Source organism: Paraburkholderia atlantica, assembly GCF_000092885.1.
Lineage (GTDB): Bacteria > Pseudomonadota > Gammaproteobacteria > Burkholderiales > Burkholderiaceae > Paraburkholderia > Paraburkholderia atlantica.
Window position 1 is genome coordinate 499,903 of record NC_014117.1, and the last position, 25,553, is coordinate 525,455.

At 64.4% G+C, this 25,553-nt stretch carries 22 protein-coding genes and 1 pseudogene; 7 read left to right on the forward strand and 16 right to left on the reverse strand.

The genetic code is table 11. The annotated features are described in order from the left end of the window. Positions 1 to 61 precede the first annotated feature (61 nt). The 4 genes and pseudogenes from BC1002_RS35585 to BC1002_RS02265 form a co-directional block, all read right to left on the reverse strand. The gene (locus BC1002_RS35585) at positions 62 to 1,459 is read right to left on the reverse strand and encodes a site-specific integrase (protein WP_013088453.1); all 1,398 of its coding nucleotides are present in this window, start codon (positions 1,457 to 1,459) and stop codon (positions 62 to 64) included. A 310-nt stretch (positions 1,460 to 1,769) separates the two neighbouring features. Further along, a pseudogene (locus tag BC1002_RS02255) lies at positions 1,770 to 3,008 on the reverse strand (FMN-binding glutamate synthase family protein); the annotation flags it as partial. Positions 3,009 to 3,269: 261 nt separating this feature from the next. After that, positions 3,270 to 4,532: a tRNA 2-thiouridine(34) synthase MnmA gene (mnmA, locus tag BC1002_RS02260; protein WP_013088455.1), complete on the reverse strand. Its 1,263-nt coding sequence runs from the start codon at positions 4,530 to 4,532 to the stop codon at positions 3,270 to 3,272. Positions 4,533 to 4,592: 60 nt separating this feature from the next. After that, positions 4,593 to 5,072, reverse strand: coding sequence for an NUDIX hydrolase (locus BC1002_RS02265; RefSeq protein ID WP_013088456.1), 480 nt, complete (start codon positions 5,070 to 5,072; stop codon positions 4,593 to 4,595). A gap of 282 nt (positions 5,073 to 5,354) precedes the next feature. Here BC1002_RS02265 and BC1002_RS02270 point away from each other — a divergent pair, with 282 nt between their 5' ends. The 3 genes from BC1002_RS02270 to BC1002_RS02280 are packed head-to-tail and all read left to right on the forward strand — an operon-like array spanning position 5,355 to position 8,286. Next, positions 5,355 to 6,497 carry a Re/Si-specific NAD(P)(+) transhydrogenase subunit alpha gene (locus tag BC1002_RS02270; RefSeq protein WP_013088457.1) on the forward strand — a complete coding sequence of 381 codons (1,143 nt, stop codon included), beginning with the start codon at positions 5,355 to 5,357 and terminating at the stop codon, positions 6,495 to 6,497. A gap of 10 nt (positions 6,498 to 6,507) precedes the next feature. Beyond that, the gene (locus tag BC1002_RS02275) at positions 6,508 to 6,834 is read left to right on the forward strand and encodes an NAD(P) transhydrogenase subunit alpha part 2 (RefSeq protein ID WP_013088458.1); all 327 of its coding nucleotides are present in this window, start codon (positions 6,508 to 6,510) and stop codon (positions 6,832 to 6,834) included. Beyond that, positions 6,835 to 8,286, forward strand: a complete 1,452-nt coding sequence (locus BC1002_RS02280) for an NAD(P)(+) transhydrogenase (Re/Si-specific) subunit beta (protein ID WP_013088459.1) — start codon at positions 6,835 to 6,837, stop codon at positions 8,284 to 8,286. Positions 8,287 to 8,340: 54 nt separating this feature from the next. Here the strand turns inward: BC1002_RS02280 and BC1002_RS02285 are convergent, their stop codons facing one another. The 8 genes from BC1002_RS02285 to BC1002_RS02320 form a co-directional block, all read right to left on the reverse strand. Beyond that, positions 8,341 to 9,084 carry a helix-turn-helix transcriptional regulator gene (locus BC1002_RS02285; protein WP_013088460.1) on the reverse strand — a complete coding sequence of 248 codons (744 nt, stop codon included), beginning with the start codon at positions 9,082 to 9,084 and terminating at the stop codon, positions 8,341 to 8,343. 38 nt (positions 9,085 to 9,122) lie between these two features. Next, positions 9,123 to 9,506: a VOC family protein gene (locus BC1002_RS02290; protein WP_013088461.1), complete on the reverse strand. Its 384-nt coding sequence runs from the start codon at positions 9,504 to 9,506 to the stop codon at positions 9,123 to 9,125. 113 nt (positions 9,507 to 9,619) lie between these two features. Further along, complete coding sequence (locus BC1002_RS02295) at positions 9,620 to 11,170, reverse strand: methyl-accepting chemotaxis protein (protein WP_013088462.1); 1,551 nt, start codon at positions 11,168 to 11,170, stop codon at positions 9,620 to 9,622. Positions 11,171 to 11,377: 207 nt separating this feature from the next. Continuing rightward, on the reverse strand, positions 11,378 to 12,664 hold the full coding sequence (locus BC1002_RS02300; RefSeq protein WP_013088463.1) for a THUMP domain-containing class I SAM-dependent RNA methyltransferase: 1,287 nt from the start codon (positions 12,662 to 12,664) through the stop codon (positions 11,378 to 11,380). A 185-nt stretch (positions 12,665 to 12,849) separates the two neighbouring features. Next, positions 12,850 to 13,599: a PqiC family protein gene (locus BC1002_RS02305; protein ID WP_013088464.1), complete on the reverse strand. Its 750-nt coding sequence runs from the start codon at positions 13,597 to 13,599 to the stop codon at positions 12,850 to 12,852. Next, a complete protein-coding gene (locus BC1002_RS02310; RefSeq protein ID WP_013088465.1) occupies positions 13,596 to 15,257 on the reverse strand; it encodes a PqiB family protein in 1,662 nt (553 codons plus the stop codon). Before BC1002_RS02310 ends, BC1002_RS02305 begins: the two co-directional genes overlap by 4 nt. Then, on the reverse strand, positions 15,250 to 15,900 hold the full coding sequence (locus tag BC1002_RS02315) for a paraquat-inducible protein A (RefSeq protein ID WP_013088466.1): 651 nt from the start codon (positions 15,898 to 15,900) through the stop codon (positions 15,250 to 15,252). The genes BC1002_RS02310 and BC1002_RS02315 overlap by 8 nt, the downstream gene beginning before the upstream one ends. Before the next feature lie 7 nt (positions 15,901 to 15,907). Then, the gene (locus BC1002_RS02320) at positions 15,908 to 16,687 is read right to left on the reverse strand and encodes a paraquat-inducible protein A (RefSeq protein ID WP_013088467.1); all 780 of its coding nucleotides are present in this window, start codon (positions 16,685 to 16,687) and stop codon (positions 15,908 to 15,910) included. A 345-nt stretch (positions 16,688 to 17,032) separates the two neighbouring features. On the opposite strand from BC1002_RS02320, the gene BC1002_RS02325 reads away from it, so the two are divergent. The 4 genes from BC1002_RS02325 to BC1002_RS02340 all read left to right on the forward strand — a co-directional run bounded on the left by BC1002_RS02325 (position 17,033) and on the right by BC1002_RS02340 (position 20,439). Continuing rightward, complete coding sequence (locus BC1002_RS02325; RefSeq protein WP_013088468.1) at positions 17,033 to 17,593, forward strand: cytochrome b; 561 nt, start codon at positions 17,033 to 17,035, stop codon at positions 17,591 to 17,593. A gap of 8 nt (positions 17,594 to 17,601) precedes the next feature. Further along, positions 17,602 to 18,165, forward strand: a complete 564-nt coding sequence (locus tag BC1002_RS02330; protein WP_013088469.1) for a YceI family protein — start codon at positions 17,602 to 17,604, stop codon at positions 18,163 to 18,165. 111 nt (positions 18,166 to 18,276) lie between these two features. After that, a complete protein-coding gene (locus tag BC1002_RS02335; RefSeq protein WP_041734550.1) occupies positions 18,277 to 18,843 on the forward strand; it encodes a YceI family protein in 567 nt (188 codons plus the stop codon). A 318-nt stretch (positions 18,844 to 19,161) separates the two neighbouring features. Further along, positions 19,162 to 20,439 (forward strand): MFS transporter, encoded by a 1,278-nt coding sequence (locus tag BC1002_RS02340; RefSeq protein ID WP_013088471.1) that lies wholly within the window; start codon positions 19,162 to 19,164, stop codon positions 20,437 to 20,439. A gap of 100 nt (positions 20,440 to 20,539) precedes the next feature. Here the strand turns inward: BC1002_RS02340 and secF are convergent, their stop codons facing one another. From secF to tgt, 4 genes are all read right to left on the reverse strand, one after another. Beyond that, positions 20,540 to 21,490: a protein translocase subunit SecF gene (secF, locus tag BC1002_RS02345; RefSeq protein WP_013088472.1), complete on the reverse strand. Its 951-nt coding sequence runs from the start codon at positions 21,488 to 21,490 to the stop codon at positions 20,540 to 20,542. 18 nt (positions 21,491 to 21,508) lie between these two features. Continuing rightward, complete coding sequence (secD, locus tag BC1002_RS02350) at positions 21,509 to 23,596, reverse strand: protein translocase subunit SecD (protein WP_013088473.1); 2,088 nt, start codon at positions 23,594 to 23,596, stop codon at positions 21,509 to 21,511. 116 nt (positions 23,597 to 23,712) lie between these two features. Next, entirely contained in the window at positions 23,713 to 24,042 is a 330-nt protein-coding gene (gene yajC, locus BC1002_RS02355; RefSeq protein WP_008922485.1) for a preprotein translocase subunit YajC, read from the reverse strand. 210 nt (positions 24,043 to 24,252) lie between these two features. Next, entirely contained in the window at positions 24,253 to 25,443 is a 1,191-nt protein-coding gene (gene tgt / locus BC1002_RS02360) for a tRNA guanosine(34) transglycosylase Tgt (RefSeq protein WP_013088474.1), read from the reverse strand. Positions 25,444 to 25,553: the final 110 nt, after the last annotated feature.

Here is a 25,553-nt window from a genome sequence, read left to right on the forward strand (position 1 = left end):
TACTGCTGGTATTAAAAGTGATTGTGCGTCCCGATGTGGTTGCGATGAAAAGTCGGGAGATTCATACCATCTCCGGATGGAATAGTGAATCGAGACGCAAGGAGGAGGGGAAGTCATTTGAAATTCTTTCCCAGCCCTTCTTAAGCTCGTCGCGCGCGGTCGATTTGGTAACGTTGTAGTAGACCTTGGTCGACTCAATCGAGACGTGATGCATATATAGTTGGAGGAGTTCAAGCTGTGTCTTGAAGATGTTCGCGTGGAAGAATCCGTAGTAGTGCCGTCCGCCATGTGGATTCACGCCCTCATCAGATGAACTTAGTCCAACCCTGGCGGCAGCTCGGTAGAATGCTTTGCTCATGTTCGAAAGCGTTACCGGGTAGCCAAAGTCAGAACTTAGTCGAGTGTTCACAAAGTAGAAGGGATGGTTGTCCGGAACGCGAGAACGAATCGTCTTCATGTACTGGACATGTAGTTTGGCGAACAGGCGGCCAGCGTCCGGCCTCAACCAAAAAACTTCAGATTCCCACTTACCATCGTCATAGCGCATGCCCTTCCATCCAGCATGAAGCGGATGCTTTTCTCCAAGGCGATTGCGAGGGCCGATTCCATAGCGCTCTGCAAGAAAAGTGGCACGGTTGCCGAAGTGTGCCTTTCCATGTGCATCGAACCATCGGTAGGGCCCAAGCTCGGGATGACTCAGGACAACCTTGGCTATGCCATCGGGCTGGATTGTTACGTCATAGACGTATAGATGAAGTGGCTCTGAAGCGCGTAGTCCGCCGAAGAAGAGCAATAGAAAATATAGCGCGTCTCGTATGCTCAAGCTTTTGATGAATACACCAACACGGTCGGGCGGGAAGTATTTCTTGATGTAGCTCAATGCCCCTGTGTTATTTTCTTTGGGGTTGAACTCCCGCTCGTCGTTGTAGCCTTTGCCCGATAGAGTCGAAGGTTCGAGGTGGCTCAGTTTGTCATAGGTGCGCTTGTGTTGTTGCTTCCGCCGAAAAGTCTGCTGGGCGCGAAAATTTAAGCTTGTGACCAGTTTTCGTTCAACGGCGTTAAGTGTGGGGAGCCCCAGATTAGCGGCACACCACTCGCTAAACTGTGTGACAGCCTCTTCGTCAGCCTTCGCGGTCTTGGGGGCGACAGGTTTCCAGTTCAAAGTGGTCGACCCGAATCGCCGCGCTTGGTAGAACTCTTCCAAGATAATCAGCATGGCGTTATTGGGTATCCTCTTCCCACCTTTTACAAGAATGAGGAAATCATAGAAACGGCCAACTCCACATACCTTCGTCCAAAGATTTTTCGCGCTGGTTAGCTCATGGAGCATCAAATGTTGCGCCCACAATAACACTAGGAAACTGATGCTCCCATCTTGAAGAATCAGCAGCGGAATGCTGTTGCCGATTGCGCCTTCCGAGATGTTCAGTTCAATTATTGAGTGAGCGGTCACTTGCATCTTGGCAATCTCTCAGCGAGCGGGCGCGGTACGCGTAGAACCTCCTACGCGTAGAGCTTTAAATAGGAATCTTAATTAAATCGACCGAACTACGTTGAGGCGGTTTTGTCCACTGATTGAGCCGAACGGCGCCCGAATGGGTTCCGAAAGGTTAAATAGTTAGGGGTGTCTACAAACTAGCCGAGACGGATGCGGAATTCAAGGACAGAATTTCCTGCGCTAAGAGCAGTAATTCGTCTGATAAATGAATTAAATGCAAAAAAAGAAGGTTGAATCGCTCCAATAGTTGGTCGAGTATAGGGGGGATTTCGACCGCGAACATGAAGCCGCGCGCCGCGTTGACCCAGTCGGCACCGATCGCGAGCGTCTTCGCGATATCGAACGCGGTGATCATCTTGCCGCTCGCGCCGATGCGGATGCGCTGCCGCAGACCGATGCCGACCAGCGTGTTGTGCACGAGCAGCAGCCCTTCCTGCAACGGCACGCCGACGTGATCGGTGAATTCGAGCGGCGCCGCGCCGGTGCCGCCTTCGGCGCCGTCCACGACGATGAAGTCCGGCAGGATGCCCGTTTCCAGCATCGCCTTCGCGATCCCGAAGAATTCCCACGGATGCCCGATGCAAAGCTTGAAGCCGGTCGGCTTGCCGCCCGACAGCGTGCGCAGCCGCTCGACGAATTCGAGCAGTTCGCGCGGCGTCGAGAACTCCGAGTGCGTCGCCGGCGAGATGCAGTCGCGGCCCATCGGCACGCCGCGCGTCTCGGCGATTTCGGGCGTGATCTTGGCGGCCGGGAGCACGCCGCCGTGACCCGGCTTCGCGCCTTGCGACAGCTTCACCTCGATCATCTTCACCTGCGGTTCGGCGGCCTGCTTCGCGAACTTTTCGGCGTTGAAGGTGCCGTCGTCGTTACGACATCCAAAATAGCCGGAAGCGATTTCCCAGATGATGTCCCCGCCATGTTCACGGTGATATTTCGACATCGAGCCTTCGCCGGTGTCGTGCGCGAAGTTGCCTTTCTTCGCGCCGAGGTTCAGCGCCATGATCGCGTTGGCCGACAACGAGCCGAAGCTCATCGCCGACACGTTGAAGATCGACATCGAATACGGCTGCGCGCGATCGGGGCCGACGACGATGCGAAAGTCGTGACCGTCGAGCGTGGTCGGCGCGAGCGAGTGGCTGATCCATTCGTGCGCGATCGCCTTCACGTCGAGCTCGGTGCCGTACGGGCGGCTATCCACATCGTTCTTCGCGCGCTGGTAGACGATGCTGCGTTGCGCGCGCGAGAACGGCTTTTCGTCGGTATCGTCTTCGACGAAATACTGACGGATCTCCGGCCGGATGAATTCGAAAATGAAGCGCAGGTGGCCCCACAGCGGGTAGTTGCGCAGGATCGCGTGGCGCTGTTGGGTCAGGTCGAACACGCCGAGCGCGACGAGCGCGACCGGCACGAGGATCCAGAACCACGACAGGCGATGCGTCGCGGCCAGCGCGGCACATACGGCGGCGAGCGCGATTGCGCACCACATGGCCAGATAGCGTCGAGAAAACATGGGGACTCCAGTGCAGTGAAGATCATTGCGGCGGGATCGTCCGCGCGAGGGGCACGGGCGGTATCCGTCGCGAAGGAAACTGGCGGCTGCGGGTCACGGCGCGGCGTCGACGGGGAAAACCCGAAGATGATGCCTGGGAATGGAAGCCAAGCGTCGCACGCGAAGGTGAAGCGTGTGTGACTGCGCCAGGCGGGGAAACAAGGTGAGCGGGGCGCGCGGGTCGCATCGGTGTGACCCGCCGCGCGCGCCGTTATGCATCGCTCAACGCGCGCCGAGCAGCGCCGCTTTTTGCCGCGGGGTTTGCGGCTCGTCCTGCGATGCGCGCTGCGGCTGCTTCGGCTTATGCGCCTGCTTGCGACGCTGCGCGCGAGTTTGCTTCGGCGCCTGATCCGGCGGCAGCTCGGCCGGTTGGCCGGTCATCGCGCGTTCGATGATGCCGCCGCCGAGACACACATCGCCGTCGTACAGCACCGCCGATTGTCCCGGCGTGACGGCCCATTGCGCGGCGTCGAAGGTCAGCTCGAACAGGCCATCGCCCGAACCGCCTGCCGCCGCGGCGTTGAACGTGCACGCCGCGTCGGCCTGCCGGTAGCGCGTCTTCGCGCCGCACGCGAAGCCGTCGGCCGGCGGCTCGCCCGCGACCCAGCTCGTATTGCCCGCCGACAGCGTATGGCACAGCAGCCACGGATGATCGTGCCCCTGCGCGACGTACAGCGTATTGGTCGGAATATCCTTGCCCGCGGCGAACCACGGCTCGCCGCTACCGTCCTTGCTGCCGCCGAGACCGATGCCCTTGCGCTGGCCGAACGTGTAGAACGCGAGGCCGATGTGCTCGCCGACGATCTTGCCGTCGGTAGTCTTCATCGGCCCCGGCCTGGTCGGCAGATAGCGGTTCAGGAAGTCGCGGAACGGCCGCTCGCCGATGAAGCAGATGCCGGTCGAATCCTTCTTCTTCGCGTTCGGCAGGCCGATCTGCGCGGCGATCTCGCGCACTTTGGTCTTGGGAATTTCGCCGAGCGGGAACAGCGTCTTCGACAACTGCGCCTGGTTCAGCCGATGCAGGAAGTACGACTGGTCCTTCGTATGATCGAGCGCCTTCAGCAGTTCGAAGCGGCCGTCGCGCTCGTGGTTCTGGCGCACGCGCGCATAGTGGCCGGTCGCGATCGTTTCCGCGCCGAGCGACATCGCGTGATCGAGAAAGGCCTTGAACTTGATTTCGGCGTTGCACAGCACGTCCGGGTTCGGCGTGCGGCCGGCCGAATATTCGCGCAGAAACTCGGCGAATACGCGGTCTTTATATTCGGCCGCGAAGTTGACCGCCTCGACGTCGATGCCTATCAGGTCCGCGACCGACACCACGTCGATCCAGTCCTGGCGCGTCGAGCAGTATTCGCTGTCGTCGTCGTCTTCCCAGTTCTTCATGAACAGGCCGACCACGTCGTAGCCCTGTTCCTTCAGCAGCCACGCGGTAACCGACGAATCGACGCCGCCCGACATGCCTACTACGACTTTACGCTTGCTCATAAGGTACTCACTGGGTGCTGCATGACTGCATGGATCTTGTAGGGGCCGCTCGTGACGGCTTTATCGCTTCGGCCCGACCGAATGGGTATGGACGAAGTCGAGCGGGAAACGCCGGCCGGCGAGGTAATCGTCGATGCACTGCATCACGAGCGGCGTGCGATGCCGCTCGGGGCACCCGCGCAACTCATCGGCGCTCATCCACAGCGTGCGGACGATGTCGGGATCGAGCGAACTCGCCGGGTCCGGCTCGCCGCCCGCACCGCAATAGGTGAAGCGCAGGTACGTGGTGCCCGCGCGGTCCGGCCGCTCGAAGTGGGTCATGTACATGCCGACCAGCGCCTCGGGCGCGAACGGATGGGCGGTTTCCTCGAGCGTTTCGCGGACCACCGCTTCCAGCAGCGTTTCGCCCGCCTCGAGATGGCCGGCGGGCTGGTTCAGGCGCAGGCCGGCGGCGGTATGTTCCTCGACCAGCAGGAAGCGCCCGTCACGCTCGACGATCGCCGCGACGGTCACGTGCGGCAGCCAGGTTTCCGGTTTCATGGGTGCGCATTTTACCGGTTATGCGCGCCGGCTGCCGGGCGCCGCACCGACCCGGTGCCGGGGCAATGGCGGGGGAGCTGGCGGCCGGTTCGCGGCGGGTTGGCAGCACGTTCGCGGCCGATTCGCAATAGTTTGGCGGTCTGCCGCGCATTCGCAGCGACCCCGATTTTGGCCGCGTGACGGTTTCGGTTAAAGTGGGGCCTGCGTTAGCCGTTGCATGTGCAAGCCGGCGAGCCTCGTCGGCAGATCTGTCGTCAAACAGGAAGTCGAGGAGGAACAACGATGCACATCGGAGTGCCAGCCGAAACGCGCGCGCATGAAACCCGCGTTGCCGCGACGCCCGAAACGGTCAAGAAATACGTGGCGCAAGGCCACCGGGTCACGCTCCAGAGCGGCGCCGGCGCCGGCGCGAGCTTTCCCGATGATGCCTATACGGCCGTGGGCGCCGAAATCGTCGATGCCGCCACCGCGTTCGGCGCAGATCTCGTCCTCAAAGTCCAATCCCCCACAGATTCCGAACTGCCGCTCCTGAAGCGCGGCGCGACGCTCGTCGGCATGCTCGACCCGTTCAACGCCGAGAATGCGGGCAAACTCGCCGCGGCCGGCGTCACCGCGTTCGCGCTCGAAGCGGCGCCGCGCACCACGCGCGCGCAGAGCCTCGACGTGCTGTCGTCGCAGGCGAACATTGCCGGCTACAAGGCGGTGCTGCTCGCGGCGACGCTCTATCCGCGCTTCATGCCGATGCTGATGACCGCGGCCGGCACCGTGAAGGCCGCGCGCGTGCTGATTCTCGGCGCGGGCGTGGCTGGCCTGCAGGCGATCGCCACCGCGAAGCGCCTCGGCGCGGTGCTGGAGGCGTCCGACGTGCGCCCGGCCGTCAAGGAGCAGATCGAATCGCTCGGCGCGAAATTTCTCGACGTGCCCTACGAAACCGACGAGGAGCGCGACGCCGCGCAGGGCGTCGGCGGCTATGCTCGGCCGATGCCGCCGTCGTGGCTCGCGCGCCAGTCGGCGCTCGTGCACGAGCGCGCGAAGCAGGCCGACGTGGTGATCTCGACCGCGCTGATTCCGGGCCGCCCGGCGCCGACGCTGCTGTCGGTCGAAACCGTGCAGGCGATGAAACCGGGCTCGGTGCTCGTCGACCTCGCGGCTGGCCGCGGCCCCGAAGTCGACGGCCGACGCGGCGGCAATTGTCCGCTGACCGAGACGGACCAGGTGGTGGTGCGCTATGGCGTGCAGATCGTCGGCTATACGAATCTCGCCGCGATGGTGCCCGCCGACGCGTCGTCGCTATACGCGCGCAACCTGCTCGACTTCCTGAAGCTGATCGTCACGAAGGAAGGCACGCTGAATATCGATCTCGCGGACGACATCGTCGCGGCCACGCTGCTGGCTCGCGACGGCCAGGTCACGCGCAACGCATAAGGGGGCGAAGATGGACGTCATCAATCACACGGTCATCAACCTGATTATCTTCGTGCTGGCGATCTACGTCGGCTATCACGTGGTCTGGAACGTCACACCCGCGTTGCATACGCCGCTGATGGCGGTGACCAATGCGATCTCGGCGATCGTGATCGTCGGCGCGATGCTGGCGGCGGGGCTGACGGTGGGCAGTGCGGGCAAGTTCTTCGGCACGATCGCGGTGGCGCTCGCGGCCGTCAACGTGTTCGGCGGATTCCTCGTCACCCGGCGAATGCTGGAGATGTTCAAGAAGAAAGAGCCCAAGAAACTCCCGGCTGGCGGCAAGGAGGGTGCGTAAATGAGCCTGAACGTCGTTACGCTGCTGTATCTGGTCGCGTCGGTCTGCTTCATCCAGGCGCTCAAAGGGCTGTCGAATCCGAAGACCGCCCGCGTTGGCAACACCTTCGGCATGGTCGGCATGGCGATCGCGATTCTGACCACCATCGCGCTGATCTCGCGGCAGGCCGAGGTACTCGGCTCCAACCTCGGTCTCGGGCTCGGCCTGCTGCTGTTCGGGCTCGTGATCGGCGGCGCGATCGGCGCGTTCGTCGCCGCGCGCGTCGAGATGACCAAGATGCCCGAACTGGTCGCGGCGATGCACTCGCTGATCGGTCTCGCGGCCGTGTGCATCGCGTACGGGGTCGTGTCGGAGCCGGCCGCGTTCGGGCTCGTCGATCCCGAGGTGCCGATCGAGGGCTTCCTGCCGTACGGCAACCGCATCGAGCTGTTCATCGGTACCTTCGTCGGCGCGATCACTTTTAGCGGCTCGGTGATCGCGTTCGGCAAGCTGTCTGGCAAGTACAAGTTCCGGTTGTTTCAGGGCGCGCCGGTCGTCTACGGCGGCCAGCATCTGATCAATCTGATGCTCGCAATCGCGATGCTCGGCTTCGGCGTGCTGTTCTTCCTCACGCAGTCGTGGCTGCCGTTCATCATCATGACGATCATCGCGTTCGTGCTCGGCGTGCTGATCATCATTCCGATCGGCGGCGCGGACATGCCGGTGGTCGTGTCGATGCTGAACTCGTACTCGGGCTGGGCGGCGGCGGGCATCGGCTTTTCGCTGAACAATCCGATGCTGATCATCGCCGGGTCGCTGGTCGGGTCGTCGGGTGCGATCCTGTCGTACATCATGTGCCGCGCGATGAACCGCTCGTTCTTCAACGTGATCCTCGGCGGCTTCGGCAACGAGCCGGGCGCGGCCGCGGGTGGAGCGGCGGAGCAGCGTCCGGTGAAATCGGGCTCGGCCGATGACGCGTCATTCATGATGGGCAACGCCGAGACCGTCGTGATCGTGCCGGGCTACGGGCTCGCCGTGGCGCGCGCGCAGCACGCGCTGAAGGAATTGACCGACAAGCTGGTCGAGAAAGGCATCGAGGTGAAGTACGCGATTCACCCGGTGGCCGGCCGCATGCCGGGTCACATGAACGTGCTGCTCGCCGAAGCCGAAGTGCCGTACGACATGGTCTACGAGATGGAGGACATCAACGGCGAGTTCGGCCAGGTCGACGTGGTGCTCGTGCTCGGCGCGAATGACGTGGTGAATCCGGCCGCGAAGAACGATCCGAAGTCGCCGATCGCGGGCATGCCGATCATCGAGGCGTACAAGGCGCGCACTGTGATCGTCAACAAGCGCTCGATGGCGGCGGGCTACGCCGGGCTCGACAACGATCTGTTCTACATGGACAAGACGATGATGGTGTTCGGCGACGCGAAGAAGGTGATCGAGGATATGGTGAAGGCGGTCGATTAGATCGTTAGCGGTAAGCTGGCCTTGCGGGATCGCGGTGTGTCACCGCGATCCCTTTCATTTTTTCGGCCTCGCGTTCAGATGCCGCAGCAGATCCGCGAGCCGCCTGCCTGCCTGATCCGGATACGTCTCGAGCACGGTGAGATCGCGCATCTTCTCCAGCCCGAAGTTGCGGAAATCACCGCGCAGCTCGCACCATGCGCCGAGCGTCCAGCGCGCGCCCCAGTACGCGAGCGCGAGCGGCCAGACGCGGCGCTCGGTGTCGGCGCCGTTCGCGTCCGTGTACGCGAAGCGCACCACCTGGCGCATATCGATCGCGCGATGCAGCGTGTCGAGTTGCGTCGAAAACTCCGCCTTGATGTGAAACGACGGCGCGAAGATCGCGAGCCGTTCGAGCGCCGCGCGCTTGTCCGCGGGCATCGCCGATGCGATTTTGGCCAGCGCGCCGCGCGCGCCGCTCGCGAAGCCCGCGCCGCCCCACGATTCGAGCATCCGCGCGCCGGCGGCGAGCGCGGCGAGTTCGTCGGCGGTGAAGGTGAGCGGCGGCAGACTCGCGGAGCGCGACAGCCGATAACCGATGCCCGCTTCGCCTTCGATCGGCACCCCCGACAACTGCAGATCGCGCACGTCGCGATAGACGGTGCGCAGCGAGATGTTCAGCCAGTCGGCCAGTTGCTGCGCGGTGGTCAGGCGCCGGCCGCGCAGCAGCTCGGCGATCTGGAACAGGCGGTCGGCGCGGCGCGTCATCGTTTGCGTCGGGTAGAGGAGGAGGGGGACGGTCCCGCGATGATAGCGCCGCATGGCGGCCTTCGGTTGGAGCGCGGTGGCTGCGGACCCGCTTAGCCGTTGGTGCGCGAATGCAGCCCGAGGCGGTTGCCTTCGGTATCGGTGAAGAACGCGATATAGCCGATGTCCTGCGGCAGCTTGATCACCGGACCGTCGGTCTTGCCGCCCGCCCGTTCGATGCGCTCAAGCGCGGCGTCCACGGTGGGCTGCGCGTTCAGGTAGACGGTGACGCCGTCGGCGGCGGGCGTGATCGACGGACTATGGACGATCGCGCCGCCGGTCGCGGGCTCCTCGTAGCTGAACACGGCGATCGGCTGGCCGCCGATCTCCTGGCGATTCAGCGGGGCGTCGAGCGCAGCTTCGTAAAAGCGCACCGCGCGATCGAAATCGACGGACGGGATTTCGAACCAGGCAACGACTTTGGGCAATGCGGACATGACACTCTCCTTCGGTTGGCAGTAGGCCGTTCAAGCGCCGGATGGCGTGAGAAGGAGTGTGCGGGGGTGCTGCTGACAGCGTGGTGGCAGTAGGGTGTGAAAAGGCTACCGCCTCACTCCGCCGGCAACTGAAACACGCCGACCACATCGCTCATGCGCGTGGCCTGCTCTTCGAGCGACGCCGCCGCGGCCGCGGCCTGCTCGACGAGCGCCGCGTTGCGCTGCGTGACCTCGTCCATCTGCGAGACGGTGCGGTTGACCTGCTCGATGCCGTCGCTCTGTTCTTCGGATGCTGCGGCGATCTCGGCCATGATTTCGGTCACGCGGCGCACCGCGTCGTTGATCTCCGTCATGGTTTTGCCGGCCCGGCCGACCAGTTCGGTGCCGTTGCCGACACGCTCCACCGATTCGCTGATCAGCGTCTTGATTTCCTTTGCCGCCGACGCGCTGCGTTGCGCCAGCGTTCGCACTTCGCCCGCCACGACCGCGAAGCCGCGACCCTGTTCGCCGGCGCGCGCTGCTTCGACGGCGGCGTTCAGCGCGAGGATGTTGGTCTGGAACGCGATGCCCTCGATCACGCCGATGATCTCGGCGATCTGCTTCGAGCTTGCGTCGATCTCGCCCATCGTCATCACGACTCGCGAGACGACGTCGCTGCCTTCGGTGGTCACGCTGACCGCGGCCCGCGCTAGCTCGCTCGCCTGACGCGCGTTGTCGGCGTTCTGGCGCACCGTCGAGGTCAGTTCGGCCATGCTCGATGCGGTTTCCTCGAGCGACGCGGCCTGCTCTTCGGTGCGTTGCGACAGATCGATGTTGCCGGCAGAAATCTGCGCGGTCGCGGTGGAAATGGACTGCGTGCCGTCGCGCACCGACAGCAGCGCCTGCCTGAGGCGCGTCTGCATCATGCGCAGGTCGTCCATCATGCGGCCCATCTCGTCGCGCGAACGCACGTCGATACGCCGGCTCAGATCGCCATTGGCAATCGCGCGGAAGTGGCCGGTGGCTTCTTCGAGCGGACCCGCGATCGACTTGCGCAGCGCATGCCATGCGAACGCGGCCATCGACAGTCCAATCAGAAGGCCGACGCCGGCGATCGCGAGAATCGCGTGGAAGCGCTCCTGCGCCGCTTCGTAGCGGCTGCGCGCGTCGTCACCCTGCATCTTCTCGAGCTTCGCGGAGAGGTCCGTGATTTCGTTGAACGGGTCCGTCATCTTGTTCGAGATCAGGTCGGCGAGCTGCGTGGTGTCGCGCCGCTCGATCGCGGCGAACACCTGCGCGACCGGGCCGTTGATCGCCTGCGCGCGTTTGGCCTCGAGCGCATCGGCGAGTTGCCGCTCCTGCGCATCGGAGGGCAGCGCGCGATAAGCCTGCCACGCCTTGTCGCCGATCGCGAACTGCTCGCGCGCATGCTGTTGGAGACTCGCAATGTCCGCGCGATCAGGCTGCGCCGCGATGCGATCGAGCCCGAGCCGGCCGCGCGCATAGAAGAAGTTGAACTTGCCGAGCGCGCTCGCCGCCGCGAGTTCGTTGGTGTACAGCGCCTTCTGGTCGGCGTTGCTCAACGCGATGCCGGTGACGCCGAGCGCCGCGCCGATCGCCATCAGCAAGCCGAGAAAGCCCATCGCAAGAGCCAGACGGGTGCGAATCGTGAGGTTCGAAAACATGGATGCCTCGAAACAACGGAACGGGAATGCGGCGCACCGGGAAAGCACGCGGGGTCGTTAGGGTTTACGGCAAACGTTTGCAAAGATGAAGGGGCGGGATCGAATGCGGGCGCTTTCGAAGGAAGGGAAACAGTGTGACGTGGCGCAATAAAAAACCGCGGCACGAGGTCCGCGGTTTTCATTTCAACTTGCCCGACCGACGCAGCTTCAACCCGCCTGCGTATCGCCCTGCGGACGCTGCCGCACGCTGCCCGCGATCAGGTCGAAGCGGAACAGCCGGCATTCGAGCGCGCCGTTGAAGAGCGGCGTCTTCGTCGATTCGCGCAGCCGCAGTTGCCCCGGCAGCTTGCGATCCGACGTCAGGATGAACGCGTGCCATCCGGCAAAGCGCTGCTTCAGCGCATTACCGAGCAACTGGAAAAACTCGCTGTCCGGCGCCTCTTCCTGAATGCGGCGGAAGCCGTCATCGTCGCGATTGCCGCGGCCTTCGCGAAGCTCGCCGCGCGCATTGCGGCCGCGCACTTCGATCCGCTCGCCATACGGCGGATTCGCGACGAGGATGCCCGGCGACGACGCAGGCGGCGTCATGTCGCGCGCGTCGAGCTGCTTGAGCGCAATGGCCGGCAGACCGGCGCGCTCGAAGTTCGCGCGTGCCTTTTCGAGCATGTCGCCGGAGATGTCGCTGCCGAATATCTGCAGATCCGCGCCGCGCGAGCCGCGCGCCGCGTTCTTCGCTTCGAGCGCGGCGCCCCGCAGCGTTTGCCAGGTCCGCGTATCGAACTGGATGAGCTTTTCGAAGCCGAAGCGCCGCTGCACGCCCGGCGCGATGTCCAGCGCGACCTGCGCCGCTTCAGCGAGGAACGTGCCGCTGCCGCACATCGGATCGTAGAGCGGCGTGCCCGCTTGCCAGCCGGTCAGACGCAGAATGCCTGCCGCAAGGTTCTCGCGCAGCGGCGCCGCGCCCTTGTCGAGACGCCAGCCGCGCTTGAACAGCGGATCGCCGGACGTGTCGAGGTACAGCGTGCAGTCGGTCGCGGTCAGGAACGCGAACACGCGCACGTCGGGCATCGCGGTATCGATGCTTGGCCGCGCGCCGCTTTTTTCGCGCAGACGATCGCAGATCGCGTCCTTCACGCGCAGCGTCGTGAACTCGAGACTGCGCAGCGGCGACTTGATCGCGGTGACGTCGACGCGCAGCGTCTCGTGCGCGGAGAACCACTGCTCCCAGCGCTGTTCGAGCGTGAGCGCGTAAATGTCCTGCTCGCTGCGATAGGGCCGCTGCGCGATTTTCAGCAGCACGCGGCTCGCCAGACGCGAGTGCAGATTGGCGGCCATGCCGGCGGCCCAGCCGCCGCGGAAATGCACGCCGCCCGGCACTTGGGCGCCGGCCGTGAAGGCGGCGCCGTTCAGATGTTTGGCGGCAATTTCGGCGAGTTCGGCCGCGAGCGGAGCTTCGAGGCCGCGCGGGCAAGGGAGGAAGAAATCGAAGGACATTGAGGTTGCCGCAAGGCGTTGGATAAGGCGCTATTGTACGCGGTCGGGGTCGGCGGGCCGGCGCGATTGGCGCGCCGGGCCGTCGTTTGAGTCGTTTGTCGTTGCGTGATCTCGCCTCGCGTGCCGCCTGGGGCCGGCGACGCCCGCAGGTGTGCGGACGCCGTCTCGTCGCGCCGCCGGGCCCGTCAGGCGCCGGCCTCCGCGGCCGTTCCCGCCGAAGGGCAGGGCGGCACGACCGGCGCCGCGGCCGGCCTCGACGAAGACGAAGTCCGGCCGGTCCCGTTCGTGGTAGCGGCGGCCGCTGCCGCCATCGCGCGCACGCCCGTCGCGATCTGCGTCGACACTTCCGCGAGCGCGCGCCGATGTCCGTCGACGAGCGCGTCGTACCCGCCGCCGACCGTTTCGCTGACCACGCTGCGACACGTCATCACCGCATTGCTGCGCACGGCGCGCACGCTCCACACCGCATCGATCAACGCATGCGAGCCGGGCCACGACTCGAAGCGCTGCACGTTCATCGCGATCCGGTAGACGGCCGCGTCGTCGGGATGCGCGGTGCCGAACGTATCGATGGTGCCGAGCTGCTGCGTCAGATTCGTCGACAGCGCGCGGCGGATTTCATCGCCGGGCAGCGAGGCCCAGCGCTCCTGTTCGAGCAGCTGCACCTGAGTCGGCCCGGTCTGCACGACCAGCTGGTTTCGCGCCACCTGCGGCGGCACGTTGACCGGCGCGATTTCGATCAGCCACGCGGGCGCGGCGCCCGTGCGCGCGGCGGCGGCTGCGCTGTCCGCGCCACCCAGCGTATAGAAACGGCTCGACGGCGACGAGCACGCCGCGATCGCGAGCGCCGCAGCCAGTGCGGTGCCATACACGACGCCGCGTGCGGCGCCGCGCACGAGCGCGCGCGGCGGACGGGGGAGCCGGGCAAACATCATGGTTTATCTCCTGATTTACCGCGCAACAACGATTCGGGATGACGCTCGAGGTAATCCGACAGCGCATTCAGCGACTGCAACGTGCGCGTCAGTTCCTGCAACGCCTGATGAACGTCGGACTGCATCGGCGAATCCTGCTGCAAGGTTGCCTGGGCCGAATTGAAGGTCTGCTTCGCGGCGCTCAGCGTGTCGCGCGCCTGCGGCACGACTTCCTTGTCGAGACGCGAGAACAGCTGATCGGCGTTTTTCAGCGCAGTGTTCAGGTTCGCGCCGATCTGGTCGAACGGCACCTTGTCGAGCTTTTTGGCGATGTCGGCGACCTGCAGCTGCAATTCGTCGAGTGTGTTCGGAATGGTCGGCAGCTCGAGCGGGTCCTTCGTGACGTCGACCTTGGCCGGCGCCGCTTTCGGGAAGATATCGAGCGCCACGTACAGCTGGCTCGTGATCAGGTTGCCAGTGCGCAACTGGCCGCGCAGGCCGTGCTTGACGAGCTCCTGCAGCAGGTTCTCGCCGGCGAGCGAGCCCGGCTGCGGCGCGCTCTCGCGGAAGCGCTTGCCGAGGCGATCGGGGTACACGTTCATCGTGACCGGCATCGTGAAGCTCCGCGTCGTCGGATCGTAGTCGATACCGATATCGGTCACCTGGCCGAGCACGATGCCGCGGAAGTCGACCGGAGCGCCGATCGACAGCCCGCGCAGCGACTGGTTGAAGTTCATCACGACACGCAACGGCACGCCGTCCGGTTCGCGCATGGCGTCGGCCTGGTCCGAGCCGAGACGGAACGTCTGGTTGTTCGGCGCCTGCGGGCCCATGTTCTGGCCGGGCGGCGACTGGAACGACAGACCGCCGACGATCACCGTCGCGAGCGACTGCGTGTTCAGCTTGAAGCCGCTCGAATCGAGCCGCAGATCGACGCCGCTCGCATGCCACCAGCGCGTGTTGGTGCCGACGTACTGGTCGAACGGCGCCGACACGAACACCTGCATCGTCACGCCGGTGCCGCTCTTGTCGAGCGAGAAGCCGACCACCTGGCCGACCTGCACGCGCCGGTAGAAGATCGGCGAGCCGATGTCGATCGAGCCGAGCGACTCGCCGTGCAGCGTGTACTGGCGGCCTTTCTGGTCGCCGGTGATGGGCGGCGGCGTTTCGAGGCCGACGAAGTTGCTTTCGCTGTCGCTCGAGCGGCCCGCGTCTGCGCCGATATATGCGCCCGACAGCAGCGTGGTCAGGCCCGACACGCCGCTCGCGCCGACGCGCGGACGCACCACCCAGAAGCGCGAGTCCTTGACCGCGAACTTGCCGCCTTCCTTGGTCAGCTGCACCTGCACGAGCACGTGCGACAGATCCGGCGCCAGCGTGATCGTCTTCACTGAACCGATGGCGACGTCCTTGTACTTGACCTGGGTCTTGCCCGGCTCGAGCCCTTCCGCGCTGATGAAGCTGATCGTGATCACGGGCCCGCGCTCGGTCACCGACCTGACCACGAGCGCGATGCCGATCAGCGCGGCGATCAGCGGAATCACCCAGACCAGCGACGGCAGCCAGCGGCTGCGGGGTTCGATGTCGGGGTCGGGCAGTTGGGGCGGCAGTCTGGGTCCGTTCGAATCGTTGCGCGGCGCGTCACCTGAAGCGGGCGTCGGTCCTTGCGGGCTAGTCATGGGCGAGATCCTGAGGTTTTGGGGTACTGCTTTCCACGGGGTCCCAGATAAGGCGTGGATCGAATTGCATGGAGGCCAGCATCGTCAGGATCACGACCGAGCCGAACGCGATCGCGCCGGGCCCGGCCGTGATCACGGCCAGCGATTTGAAACGCACGAGCGCCACGGTCAGTGTGACGACGAACACGTCGAGCATCGACCAGCGGCCGATGCGCTCGACCATCCGGTACAGCGTCGTGCGCTGTTGCGGACGCCAGCGCGAGCGGCGCTGTGCGGTGATGGTCAGCAACACGAGCACCGAGAGCTTCAGCATCGGCACCATGATGCTGGCGATGAACACGATCACCGCGAGCGGCCAGTCGCCCGAGGTCCAGAAATAGACGACGCCGCTCATGATGGTGTCGTCCTCGGTGCCGAGCAGCGATGACGTGTGCATCACCGGCAGCAGGTTCGCCGGAATATACAGCAGCGCCGCGGCGATCAGCAGTGCCCACGTGCGCATCAGACTGTCGGGGTTGCGCGAGTGCAGATGCGCGCCGCAGCGGCTGCAGTGCTGCGGGGTGACCGAGCGGATGCGTGGCTCGACGCGCCCGCACGAGTGACAGGACACGAGGCCCGCGCGTTTCGCGGTGACGTATTTCATCGCGGACTCATCCTTCGCGCGGCGCGGGCGGCAAGCCGGGCGGAGCGCCGCCAGCGGCACCGTCAGCGCTGCCAGCCGTCGAGCCAGCGACGCGCGTGGACGGCGCCGGCGGACCGGCGAGCGAACCAAGCGCGAGCGCCGCGCTGTCGGCCGACGTGCGCGGCAACGGCCGATCGCCGCTCGCGTCGATCTCGTCGGCGACATCCCACAGCACACGCGGATCGAACGTGACGACGACCGCGAACATCAGCGTCAGCGCGCCGAACGCGAACAGCGCCGCCTCGGGGATCACGCGGGCGAGACTCACCATCTTCACGATCGTGATCAGCACGCCGAGCATGAACACTTCGATCATGCCCCACGGCCGCACGAACTGGATCGCGCGCAGCACGCGATGGAAATGCGGAGGCACATAGCCGGAGCGCAGCGGCACCAGCACGTAGAGCAGGGCGACGAGTTCGGTGAGCGGAAAGAGGATCGTCGAGCAGAACACCATCACGGCGACGATCTGCATGTCCTCGCTCCACAGCGCGACGAGCGCGCCGAACAGCGTAGTCTGCGAGGTGATGCCGTTGGTTTCGAGTTCGACGATCGGAAAGCCCTGCGCGATCACGAAGGTGATCAGCGCGGCGAGCGTCAGTGCGCAAATCGCGTCGAGCTTGCGCGATACGCCGCGATAGAGCGTCGCGCGGCAGCGCGGACAACGCGCGGCGACGCGCCCGACAAGCCGTGGCTTGCGGAACAGCGTATCGCATTCATGGCACGCGATCAGGTTGTCATGTTCCATGCGGCAGATGGGCTAACGACGTAGAGGCGGCGTGCAAGGCCTGTTCTTTACGAGGGATGGGGCGGCAGTGAGCAGCAATAGTACCAAACGCGGCCGCGCGACCGACGCGAAGCGCGCGCGGCGCTCAGCGGGCTGCTGCGCTGCAAAATTCGGGCCCGTTCCGCCGACGCGCTACAGCCAGCTTTGCCCGCTTGGGGTAGCATGGCGCCCGTGGCATCCCCAGCGGCCCTCTTCTGGCGATGATGCCGGCCGCATCGGCCGCCCGCCGTGCCGGTGCGCGGCAGTGATCGCGGAATAGCCGGCCGCGGCGCGCCGTTAACTTCTAACAGCCTGCGTTGATCTGTCATGACACTCAATCCATCGTTCGGTACCCGGGAGTCGTACACGCGGACCGCCATCGCGTTTCACTGGCTGATCGCATTGCTGATCGTCTGCGGCTTTGCGCTCGGCTGGGTGATGACGGATATCCCCGGCTTCACGCCCACCAAGCTGCGCTATTTCTCGTGGCACAAATGGATCGGCGTGACCGTGTTCGCGCTCGCGATCGTGCGCATCCTGTGGCGCGCGACCCATGCCGGACCGCCGATGCCGCGCCGCATGCCGACCTGGCAGCGCGCCGCCGCGCATCTAACGCATCTGCTGCTGTACGCGCTGATGATCGTGATTCCCGTGTCCGGCTATCTGTATAGCTCGGCCGCGAACGTGCCGGTCGTCTACCTCGGGCTGATTCCGCTGCCGCGAATCATCGCGCCCGATCCGCACCTGAAGGAAGTGCTGAAGGACCTGCACATCGCATTGAATTACACGTTGCTCGTGCTGGTCGCGCTGCACGTCGCGGCGGCGCTCAAGCATCAATGGCTCGACCGCGACGGTCTGCTGTCGCGCATGATCCCCTTCCTCAAATAAGGACAACCATGAAGGTTTCGTTTTATCGCTACATGCTGGCCGCATTCGCAGCGGCATCGCTGAGCGCCGCGGGCGCCGCGCTCGCGCAGGTCGACGTCGCGAAGAGTTCGGTGACGGCTACCTCGAAGCAGATGAACGTGCCGGTCGAAGGCAAGTTCAACAAGTTCAGCGCGCAGGTCAGCTTCGATCCCACCAAGCCGACGGCCGGCAGCGCGCAGATCGACATCGACGTCGCCAGCTACGATCTCGGCGACGAGAGCTACGACGAGCAGGTGCGCGGCAAGGAATGGTTCGACGCGAAGGCTTTTCCGCGCGCGACGTTCGTGTCGAGCGAGATCGCGCCGGCCGGTGCCAATCAGTTCAAGGTGACCGGCAAGCTGACCATCAAGGGCAAGTCGCAGACGGTCGTGGTGCCGGTCACGGTGAGCCAGCAGGGCGCGACGCAGACCTTCGACGGCGCGTTGCCGATCAAGCGCTCGCAGTTCGACGTCGGCACTGGCGAATGGAAGGACACGTCGGTCGTCGCCGACGAGGTCGTGATCAAGTTTCATATCGTCGCCGCGCACAAGTAACCCGCGCGGCGTTTGCGATGACAGCCGCGCCACGTGGGGCGCGGCCGTTTTCCCACCGCAGGTTGCACCGCGATTTTCAACGCAAAACAGGAGCACGAATTGAAAACGTCCATGTTGATCGCTGTTGGCGCGCTGGCTTCGTCGCTATCGCTCGGCGCCTTCGCCGATACCTATACGCTTGATCCTATGCATACGTTTCCGAGCTTCGAGGCCGACCACTTTGGCGGTCTGTCGATCTGGCGCGGCAAATTCACGAAGACCACGGGCACGGTGACGCTCGATCGCGCGGGCAAAACCGGCACCCTCGACGTGACCGTCGACCCCGCTTCGGTGCAGACCGGCAACCCGAAGCTCGACGATCATCTGAAATCAGGCGAGTTCTTCGACGTCGCGAAGTATCCGACCGTGACCTACAAGGGCACCGAGATCAGGTTCGACGGCGACAAGCCGGTCGAGGTGATCGGCAATCTGACGATTCGCGGCATTACGAAGCCGGTGAATCTGAAGGTCGATTCGTTCAAGTGCATGCAGCATCCGGTGCTCAAGCGCGAAGTGTGCGGCGTCGAGGCGAGCACCGAATTCAATCGTGCCGACTACGGCATGGACTTCGGCGCGAAGTACGGCTTCAGCATGCAGACGCGCCTGCATATCCAGTCGGAAGGCATCAAGCAGCAGTAAGCGCGACGGTATCTTCGCAGCCGGCGGCGCGCGCGAGCCGCTGTCACGATTCGATTCACGCTGCGCCGCAACACGAAAACCGCTTTGGCCGTTCACCGACGAAGCGGTTTTTTATCGCCCGTAGCGAACGACGCGGCCATCCGTGGCGCATATCGACCCGCATCGGCCCGCATCGGGCATTTGTCGCTCGCTTCACTTTTATTTTTTCAGTTAAATAGAGCGCACGCAGCCATGCCGGTGGTGCGCGTTGCCGGGATGGCCAGCGCGGACGTCACGCGTTGTTTCGAATAAATATTTCGCGCAGCACAGGAGATCTGGATGAATGCAACGACAGCAGCAAGCATCGCGGGAAGCCGGCAGAATTCGTGGCGCGCGGTGGTCGCCGCCTCGATCGGCAACGCGCTCGAATGGTTCGACCTCGTGGTCTACGGCTTTTTCGCCGTGACCATCTCCAAACTGTTTTTTCCGGCCGGCAACGACACCGTGTCGCTGCTGCTGACGCTCGGCACCTTCGGCGTGTCGTTTTTCATGCGGCCGCTCGGCGCAATCGTGATCGGCGCGTACTCGGACCGCGCCGGGCGCAAGGCGGCGCTCACGCTTTCCATCATGCTGATGATGGGCGGCACGCTGATCATCGCGATTCTGCCGACCTATCAGAGCATCGGTCTCGCCGCGCCGCTGATCCTCGTGCTCGCGCGGCTGATGCAAGGCTTCTCGGCCGGCGGCGAGTTCGGCAGCGCGACCGCGTTTCTCGCCGAGCACGAGCCGGGGCGGCGCGGCTTCTACGCGAGCTGGCAGATGGCGAGCCAAGGGTTGACGACGCTGCTTGCGGCCGGCTTCGGCGCGTTGCTGACCGGCGGGTTGTCACCGGAGCAGATGACGTCGTGGGGCTGGCGCGTGCCGTTCTTCTTCGGTTTGCTGATCGGGCCGGTCGCGTTCTACATCCGCACGAAGCTCGACGAGACGCCCGAATTCCTTGCCGCCGAAACAACACAGACGCCGCTGCGCGACACGTTCGCAACGCAGAAGCTGCGGCTCGTGATCGCGATGGGCGTGGTGATCCTCGGCACCGTGTCCTCGTATCTGATGCTGTTCATGCCGACCTATGGCGTGCGGCAACTGGGGCTCGCGCCGTCGGTCGCGTTCTCGGCGATCGCGGTCACGGGACTGATCCAGATGGTGTTCTCGCCGGTGGCCGGGCATTGGTCGGATCTGCATGGACGCACGCGCATCATGCTGGGAGCGGCCGTGCTGCTGTTCGTGCTCGTCTATCCGGCATTCGCGTTCCTGATCGCGCATCCGAGCTTCGGCACGCTGATCGTGTGGCAGATCGTGTTCGGCTTTCTCGTCAGCGGCTACTTCGGCGCGACGCCGGGCCTGCTGTCGGAGATCTTCCCGGTGCAGACGCGTACTACCGGCATGTCGCTCGCGTATAACATCGCGGTGACGATTTTCGGCGGCTTCGGGCCGTTCATCATCGCGTGGCTGATCAGTGTGACCGGATCGAAGGCAGCGCCGAGCTACTACGTGATGTTCGCCGCGCTGCTGAGCATCGCGGCGCTGATTGGCGCGCGGCGCAAGCTGGGGTTCCGCTAAGTTCGAGGCGGTGGCGACCGCGCACGGCGTAAACGCAAAAGGCCGGTTCGATCGAACCGGCCTTTTTTATTCCGCGCAATCCTCAGCGGTTACGCGCGCATCAAACCTGCGCGCCCGCGTTCGGATCGTCCGGATTGTGGCTTTCTTTCTTTTCCTTGATCAGGTCTTCGCGCTTGACGCCGAACCACATCGCGAGCGCCGCGGCGACGAACACCGACGAGTAGATACCGAACAGAATACCGACCGTCAGCGCGAGCGCGAAGTAGTGCAGCGTCGGCCCGCCGAACAGGAACATCGACAGCACCATCATCTGCGTACAGCCGTGCGTGATGATGGTACGCGACATCGTGCTGGTGATTGCGTGGTTGATCACCTCGATCACGCTCATCTTGCGTTCGCGGCGGAAGGTTTCGCGAATCCGGTCGAAGATAACCACCGATTCGTTGACCGAATAGCCGAGCACCGCGAGCACCGCGGCGAGCACCGACAGCGAGAATTCCCACTGGAAGAATGCGAAGAAGCCGAGAATGATCACGACGTCGTGCAAGTTCGCGATCACGCCGGCGACCGCGTACTTCCATTCGAAGCGGAACGACAGGTAGATGACGATACCGATCACCACGCACGCGAGCGCGAGCAGACCATCGGTGGCGAGTTCCTTGCCGACCTGCGGACCGACGAACTCGACGCGCTGCAACTGCACCTCGGGCGTATCGGCCTTCAGCGCGCTCATCACCTGCTCGCTCTGTTGCGCGGACGTGAAGCCCGACTTCAGCGGCAGACGGATCAGGACGTCGCGCGCGGTGCCGAAGTTCTGCACCTGCGCGTCGGCATAGCCGAGCTTGCCGAGCGTGGCACGCACCGGGTCGAGCGGCGCCGCGCTCGGATACTGAACCTCGATTACGGTACCGCCGGTGAATTCCACCGACAGATGCAGCCCGCGATGCACGAGGAAGAACACGGCGGCGAGGAAGGTGATCAGCGAGATCGCGTTGAAGATCAACGCGCGCTGCATGAACGGAATGTCTTTGCGGAAACGGAAAAATTCCATGGTCTTGTTCTCCGGGACTCAGCGGGATGAACCCGGTTTCTGCGGCGTCGAGCCATTCGACGTCGGCGTGCCCGGCGCATTGCGGCGGCGCACGGTCGGCTTCGCGCGACCCTGCGCGCCGGCTGCGGCCGGTGCCTTCGAGCTTGCCTTCGCGCTCGCCTTCGCCGTGGCGATGGCCTGCGCGGTATCGGTCGCGGCGTCGCTGCTGCCGAGGCCGCCGGCGTAAGCAGCCGAGCCGGCGGCCGCTTGCGGACGCCACACCTGGCCGATCGACAGCGACTTCAGCTTCTTCTTGCCGCCGTACCAAAAGTTGACGAGGCCGCGCGAGAAGAACACCGCCGAGAACATCGACGTCAGAATGCCGATACAGTGGACGATCGCGAAACCGCGTACCGGACCCGAGCCGAATGCGAGCAGCGCGAGGCCGGCGATCAGCGTGGTCACGTTCGAGTCGAGAATCGTCGCCCACGCGTGCGCGTAGCCGTTCTGGATGGCCAGTTGCGGCGGCGCGCCGTGGCGCAACTCTTCACGCACGCGCTCGTTGATCAGCACGTTCGCGTCGATCGCCATACCGAGCGCGAGCGCAATAGCGGCGATACCCGGCAGCGTGAGCGTGGCCTGCAGCATCGACAGCACCGCGACCAGCAGCAGCAGGTTCACGGACAGGCCGATCATCGAGATCACGCCGAACAGCATGTAATACGCGATCATGAACACGGCGATCGCCGCAAAGCCCCACACGACCGAGTGGAAGCCCTTCTTGATGTTGTCGGCACCGAGGCTCGGACCGATCGTGCGTTCCTCGATGATTTCCATCGGCGCGGCGAGCGAACCGGCGCGCAGCAGCAGCGCGAGATCGGCGGCCGCTTGCGGGGTCGGCTGACCGGTGATCTGGAAGCGGTCGCCCAGTTCCGACTGAATGGTCGCGACCGTCAGCACTTCACCCTTGCCGCGTTCGAACAGCACCATCGCCATCGGCTTGCCGATGTTGTCGCGCGACACCGCCCGCACCGCGCGGCCGCCGGCCGAGTCGAGACGGATGTTGACCGACGGACGCTGATGCTCGTCGAAGCCCGCCGATGCGTCGATGATGCGGTCGCCGGTGAAGATCACCTGCTTGCGCAGCAGCACCGGCGCCTGATTGCCTTGCGTGAAGAGTTCGTCGCCCGGCGGCACCGGGTCGTTCGGGTTCGGATGCGTGTTGACCGGGTCGGCGAGGCGCGCTTCGAGCGTCGCCGTGCGGCCGATGATGTCCTTCGCCTTCGCGGTGTCCTGCACGCCCGGCAGTTCGACCACGATGCGGTCGGCGCCCTGTTGCTGGATCACCGGCTCGGCCACGCCGAGTTCGTTCACGCGGTTATGCAGCGTCGTGATGTTCTGCTTCAGCGCGGCGTCCTGCACCGCGCGCTGCACGGCCGGCGTGAAAGTGCCGACCAGCTGCACACCGCCGTCCGCGCCGGGGCTCGGCTGCGAGGTCCACTGGAGTTCGCTGACGCCGCGGCCGAGCAGCTTGAGTGCCGCGTCCGCCGTGGCCTGATCGGCCAGATTCACCACCACCGACTGGTTCACGCGATTCACGCCGCCGTCGCGCACGTTGTTGTCGCGCAGCAGCGTGCGCACGTCCGAGGCGTCCGAATCGAGCTTCTTGTTCAGTGCGCCGGCCATGTCGACCTGCAGCAGGAAGTGCACGCCGCCGCGCAGGTCGAGACCGAGGTACATCGGCAGTGCGCGCAGCGCGGTCATCCAGGTCGGCGACGCGCTTTGCAGGTTCAGTGCGACGATGTATTGCGGATCGTTCGGGTCGCTATTGAGCGACTTCTGCAGCAGGTCTTTGACGCGCAGTTGCGTGTCCGTGTCCGTCAGGCGCACGCGGATGTTCGCGTTGTTCTGCGAATTATCGAACGTGACCGCGGTCGGCTTGATCTGATTGCCTGCGAGCGCGGCTTCGACCGACGCCAGCGTGGTGGCGTCGAGCCTGACCGTGGCCTTGCCGCTCGACACCTGCACCGCCGGCGCTTCGCCGTACAGATTGGGCAGCGTGTACACGAGGCCGATGACCAGGGCCACCAGCATCACGGCGTATTTCCAGAGGGGGTAGCGATTCATGAGTGGTCCAACGGGAAGGTTGGCTTGGATGCGATGCGTCCGGCGATGAGCGCGGGCCGTTCAGCGAAGTGCCTGAACCGCCGGCGAGGCCGCGCCGGACGCGAGGAGTGCAGGCCTTACAGCGACTTGATCGTGCCCTTCGGGAGAATTGTCGTGACCGACGCCTTCTGCACGGTGATTTCCGTGCCTTCCGAGATTTCGATGCCGACGTAGGCTTCGCCCACCTTCGTCACCTTGCCGACGATACCGCCGTTCGTCACGACTTCATCGCCCTTGGCCATCGCTGCGAGCATGTTGCGATGTTCCTTCTGACGCTTCATTTGCGGGCGAATCATGATGAAGTACAGCACGCCGAACATCAGGATCAGCGGCAGGAAGCTCATCAGGTTCGATTCGATACCGCCTGCTGCAGCGCCTTGCGCGAAGGCATTGGAAATGAACGACACGTTGGTCTCTCCGTTATTGGTCAAACAAACGAACAAAAAATCAGCCGATTATTCTACCACCGGCCACACGAGCGCCGGCACGGCGAATCGGCTTTGCGATCAACCGTTTAAAGGTCAGATTGGGGCAAATTCAGCGGCCGGCGAAAGCAAATTGTAAGTTGTCCGCGTGCCGCATGGGGCAATCCTCAGCGGCATTCACGTACCGTGCCGTCAGGACGACGGTTCGACGCCGCGCGCGCGGTCTTCGTGGAAGCGCTTGCGGAACGCGTCGAACAGCTTCGCCTCGATCGCATCGCGCATTTCCTGCATCAGTTCGAGGTAGTAGTGCAGGTTGTGGATCGTGTTCAGCTGCGCGCCGAGGATTTCGCCGACGCGATGCAGGTGGTGTAGATAGCCGCGTGTGAAGTTGCGGCAGGTGTAGCAGCCGCATTGCTCGTCGAGCGGGCGCAGCGAGTTCTTGTGCGTCGCGTTGCGGATCTTGATGTCGCCGAAGCGCGTGAACAGCCAGCCGTTGCGCGCGTTGCGCGTCGGCATCACGCAGTCGAACATGTCGACGCCGGCGGCGACGCCGGCCACCAGGTCTTCCGGCGTGCCGACGCCCATCAGGTAGTGCGGCTTGTTGGCCGGCAGCTTCGGGCCGATGTGGTTCAGGATCCGCATCATGTCTTCCTTCGGCTCGCCGACCGACAGACCGCCGATCGCGAGGCCGTGGAAGTTCTTCTCGGCGAGACCGGCGAGCGACTCGTCGCGCAGATCCTCGAACATGCCGCCCTGCACGATGCCGAAGAGGGCATTCGGATTGCCGAGGCTCTGGAATTCGTCGATCGAGCGTTGCGCCCAGCGCATCGACATGCGCATCGATTCGGCCGCTTCCTTGTGCGAGGTCGGGACGTTGTTGGTCGCATACGGCGTGCATTCGTCGAACTGCATCACGATGTCGGAGTTCAGCACCTTCTGGATCTGCATCGACACTTCCGGCGACAGGAACAGCCGGTCGCCATTGATCGGCGACGCGAACGTGACGCCGTCCTCGGTGATCTTGCGCAGATCGCCGAGCGAGAACACCTGGAAGCCGCCCGAGTCGGTCAGGATCGGCTTCTTCCAGCCCATGAAGCCGTGCAGGCCGCCGTGCGCCTCGATGGTTTCGAGGCCGGGGCGCAGCCACAGGTGAAACGTATTGCCGAGGATGATCTGCGCGTGCATTTCGTCCAGCTCGCGCGGCTGGACCGCCTTTACGGTGCCGTAGGTGCCGACCGGCATGAAGATCGGCGTCTCCACCACGCCGTGGTTCAACGTGACGCGGCCGCGGCGCGCGAGGCCGTCGGTGCCGAGCAGTTCGAATTTGAGGCCATTCTCCGGGCGCTCGTGGGCAGGATGCTGCGAGGGATGACCAAAGGTCATGGGGATCACTCCTGTGCTACCGGAAAACAGTCCGGCGCAATCAATGAAAACCGCCACGACGGATCGCGGCGGTTGGGAAAACAGCCAATACGCTGAAGCAGTGCTCGAAC

Coding starts and splice junctions, on each gene's coding strand:
- BC1002_RS02285 (WP_013088460.1), bottom strand. CDS start 9,084: ATGCGGCGCTATCATCGCGGGACCGTCCCCCTCCTCCTCTACCCGACG.
- secD (WP_013088473.1), bottom strand. CDS start 23,596: ATGAATCGCTACCCCCTCTGGAAATACGCCGTGATGCTGGTGGCCCTG.
- BC1002_RS35585 (WP_013088453.1), bottom strand. CDS start 1,459: ATGCAAGTGACCGCTCACTCAATAATTGAACTGAACATCTCGGAAGGC.
- tgt (WP_013088474.1), bottom strand. CDS start 25,443: ATGACCTTTGGTCATCCCTCGCAGCATCCTGCCCACGAGCGCCCGGAG.
- BC1002_RS02325 (WP_013088468.1), top strand. CDS start 17,033: ATGACACTCAATCCATCGTTCGGTACCCGGGAGTCGTACACGCGGACC.
- BC1002_RS02270 (WP_013088457.1), top strand. CDS start 5,355: ATGCACATCGGAGTGCCAGCCGAAACGCGCGCGCATGAAACCCGCGTT.
- BC1002_RS02265 (WP_013088456.1), bottom strand. CDS start 5,072: ATGAAACCGGAAACCTGGCTGCCGCACGTGACCGTCGCGGCGATCGTC.
- BC1002_RS02320 (WP_013088467.1), bottom strand. CDS start 16,687: ATGGAACATGACAACCTGATCGCGTGCCATGAATGCGATACGCTGTTC.
- mnmA (WP_013088455.1), bottom strand. CDS start 4,532: ATGAGCAAGCGTAAAGTCGTAGTAGGCATGTCGGGCGGCGTCGATTCG.
- BC1002_RS02290 (WP_013088461.1), bottom strand. CDS start 9,506: ATGTCCGCATTGCCCAAAGTCGTTGCCTGGTTCGAAATCCCGTCCGTC.
- BC1002_RS02315 (WP_013088466.1), bottom strand. CDS start 15,900: ATGAAATACGTCACCGCGAAACGCGCGGGCCTCGTGTCCTGTCACTCG.
- secF (WP_013088472.1), bottom strand. CDS start 21,490: ATGGAATTTTTCCGTTTCCGCAAAGACATTCCGTTCATGCAGCGCGCG.
- BC1002_RS02310 (WP_013088465.1), bottom strand. CDS start 15,257: ATGACTAGCCCGCAAGGACCGACGCCCGCTTCAGGTGACGCGCCGCGC.
- BC1002_RS02295 (WP_013088462.1), bottom strand. CDS start 11,170: ATGTTTTCGAACCTCACGATTCGCACCCGTCTGGCTCTTGCGATGGGC.
- BC1002_RS02300 (WP_013088463.1), bottom strand. CDS start 12,664: ATGTCCTTCGATTTCTTCCTCCCTTGCCCGCGCGGCCTCGAAGCTCCG.
- BC1002_RS02335 (WP_041734550.1), top strand. CDS start 18,277: ATGTTGATCGCTGTTGGCGCGCTGGCTTCGTCGCTATCGCTCGGCGCC.
- BC1002_RS02330 (WP_013088469.1), top strand. CDS start 17,602: ATGAAGGTTTCGTTTTATCGCTACATGCTGGCCGCATTCGCAGCGGCA.
- BC1002_RS02340 (WP_013088471.1), top strand. CDS start 19,162: ATGAATGCAACGACAGCAGCAAGCATCGCGGGAAGCCGGCAGAATTCG.
- BC1002_RS02275 (WP_013088458.1), top strand. CDS start 6,508: ATGGACGTCATCAATCACACGGTCATCAACCTGATTATCTTCGTGCTG.
- BC1002_RS02280 (WP_013088459.1), top strand. CDS start 6,835: ATGAGCCTGAACGTCGTTACGCTGCTGTATCTGGTCGCGTCGGTCTGC.
- BC1002_RS02305 (WP_013088464.1), bottom strand. CDS start 13,599: ATGATGTTTGCCCGGCTCCCCCGTCCGCCGCGCGCGCTCGTGCGCGGC.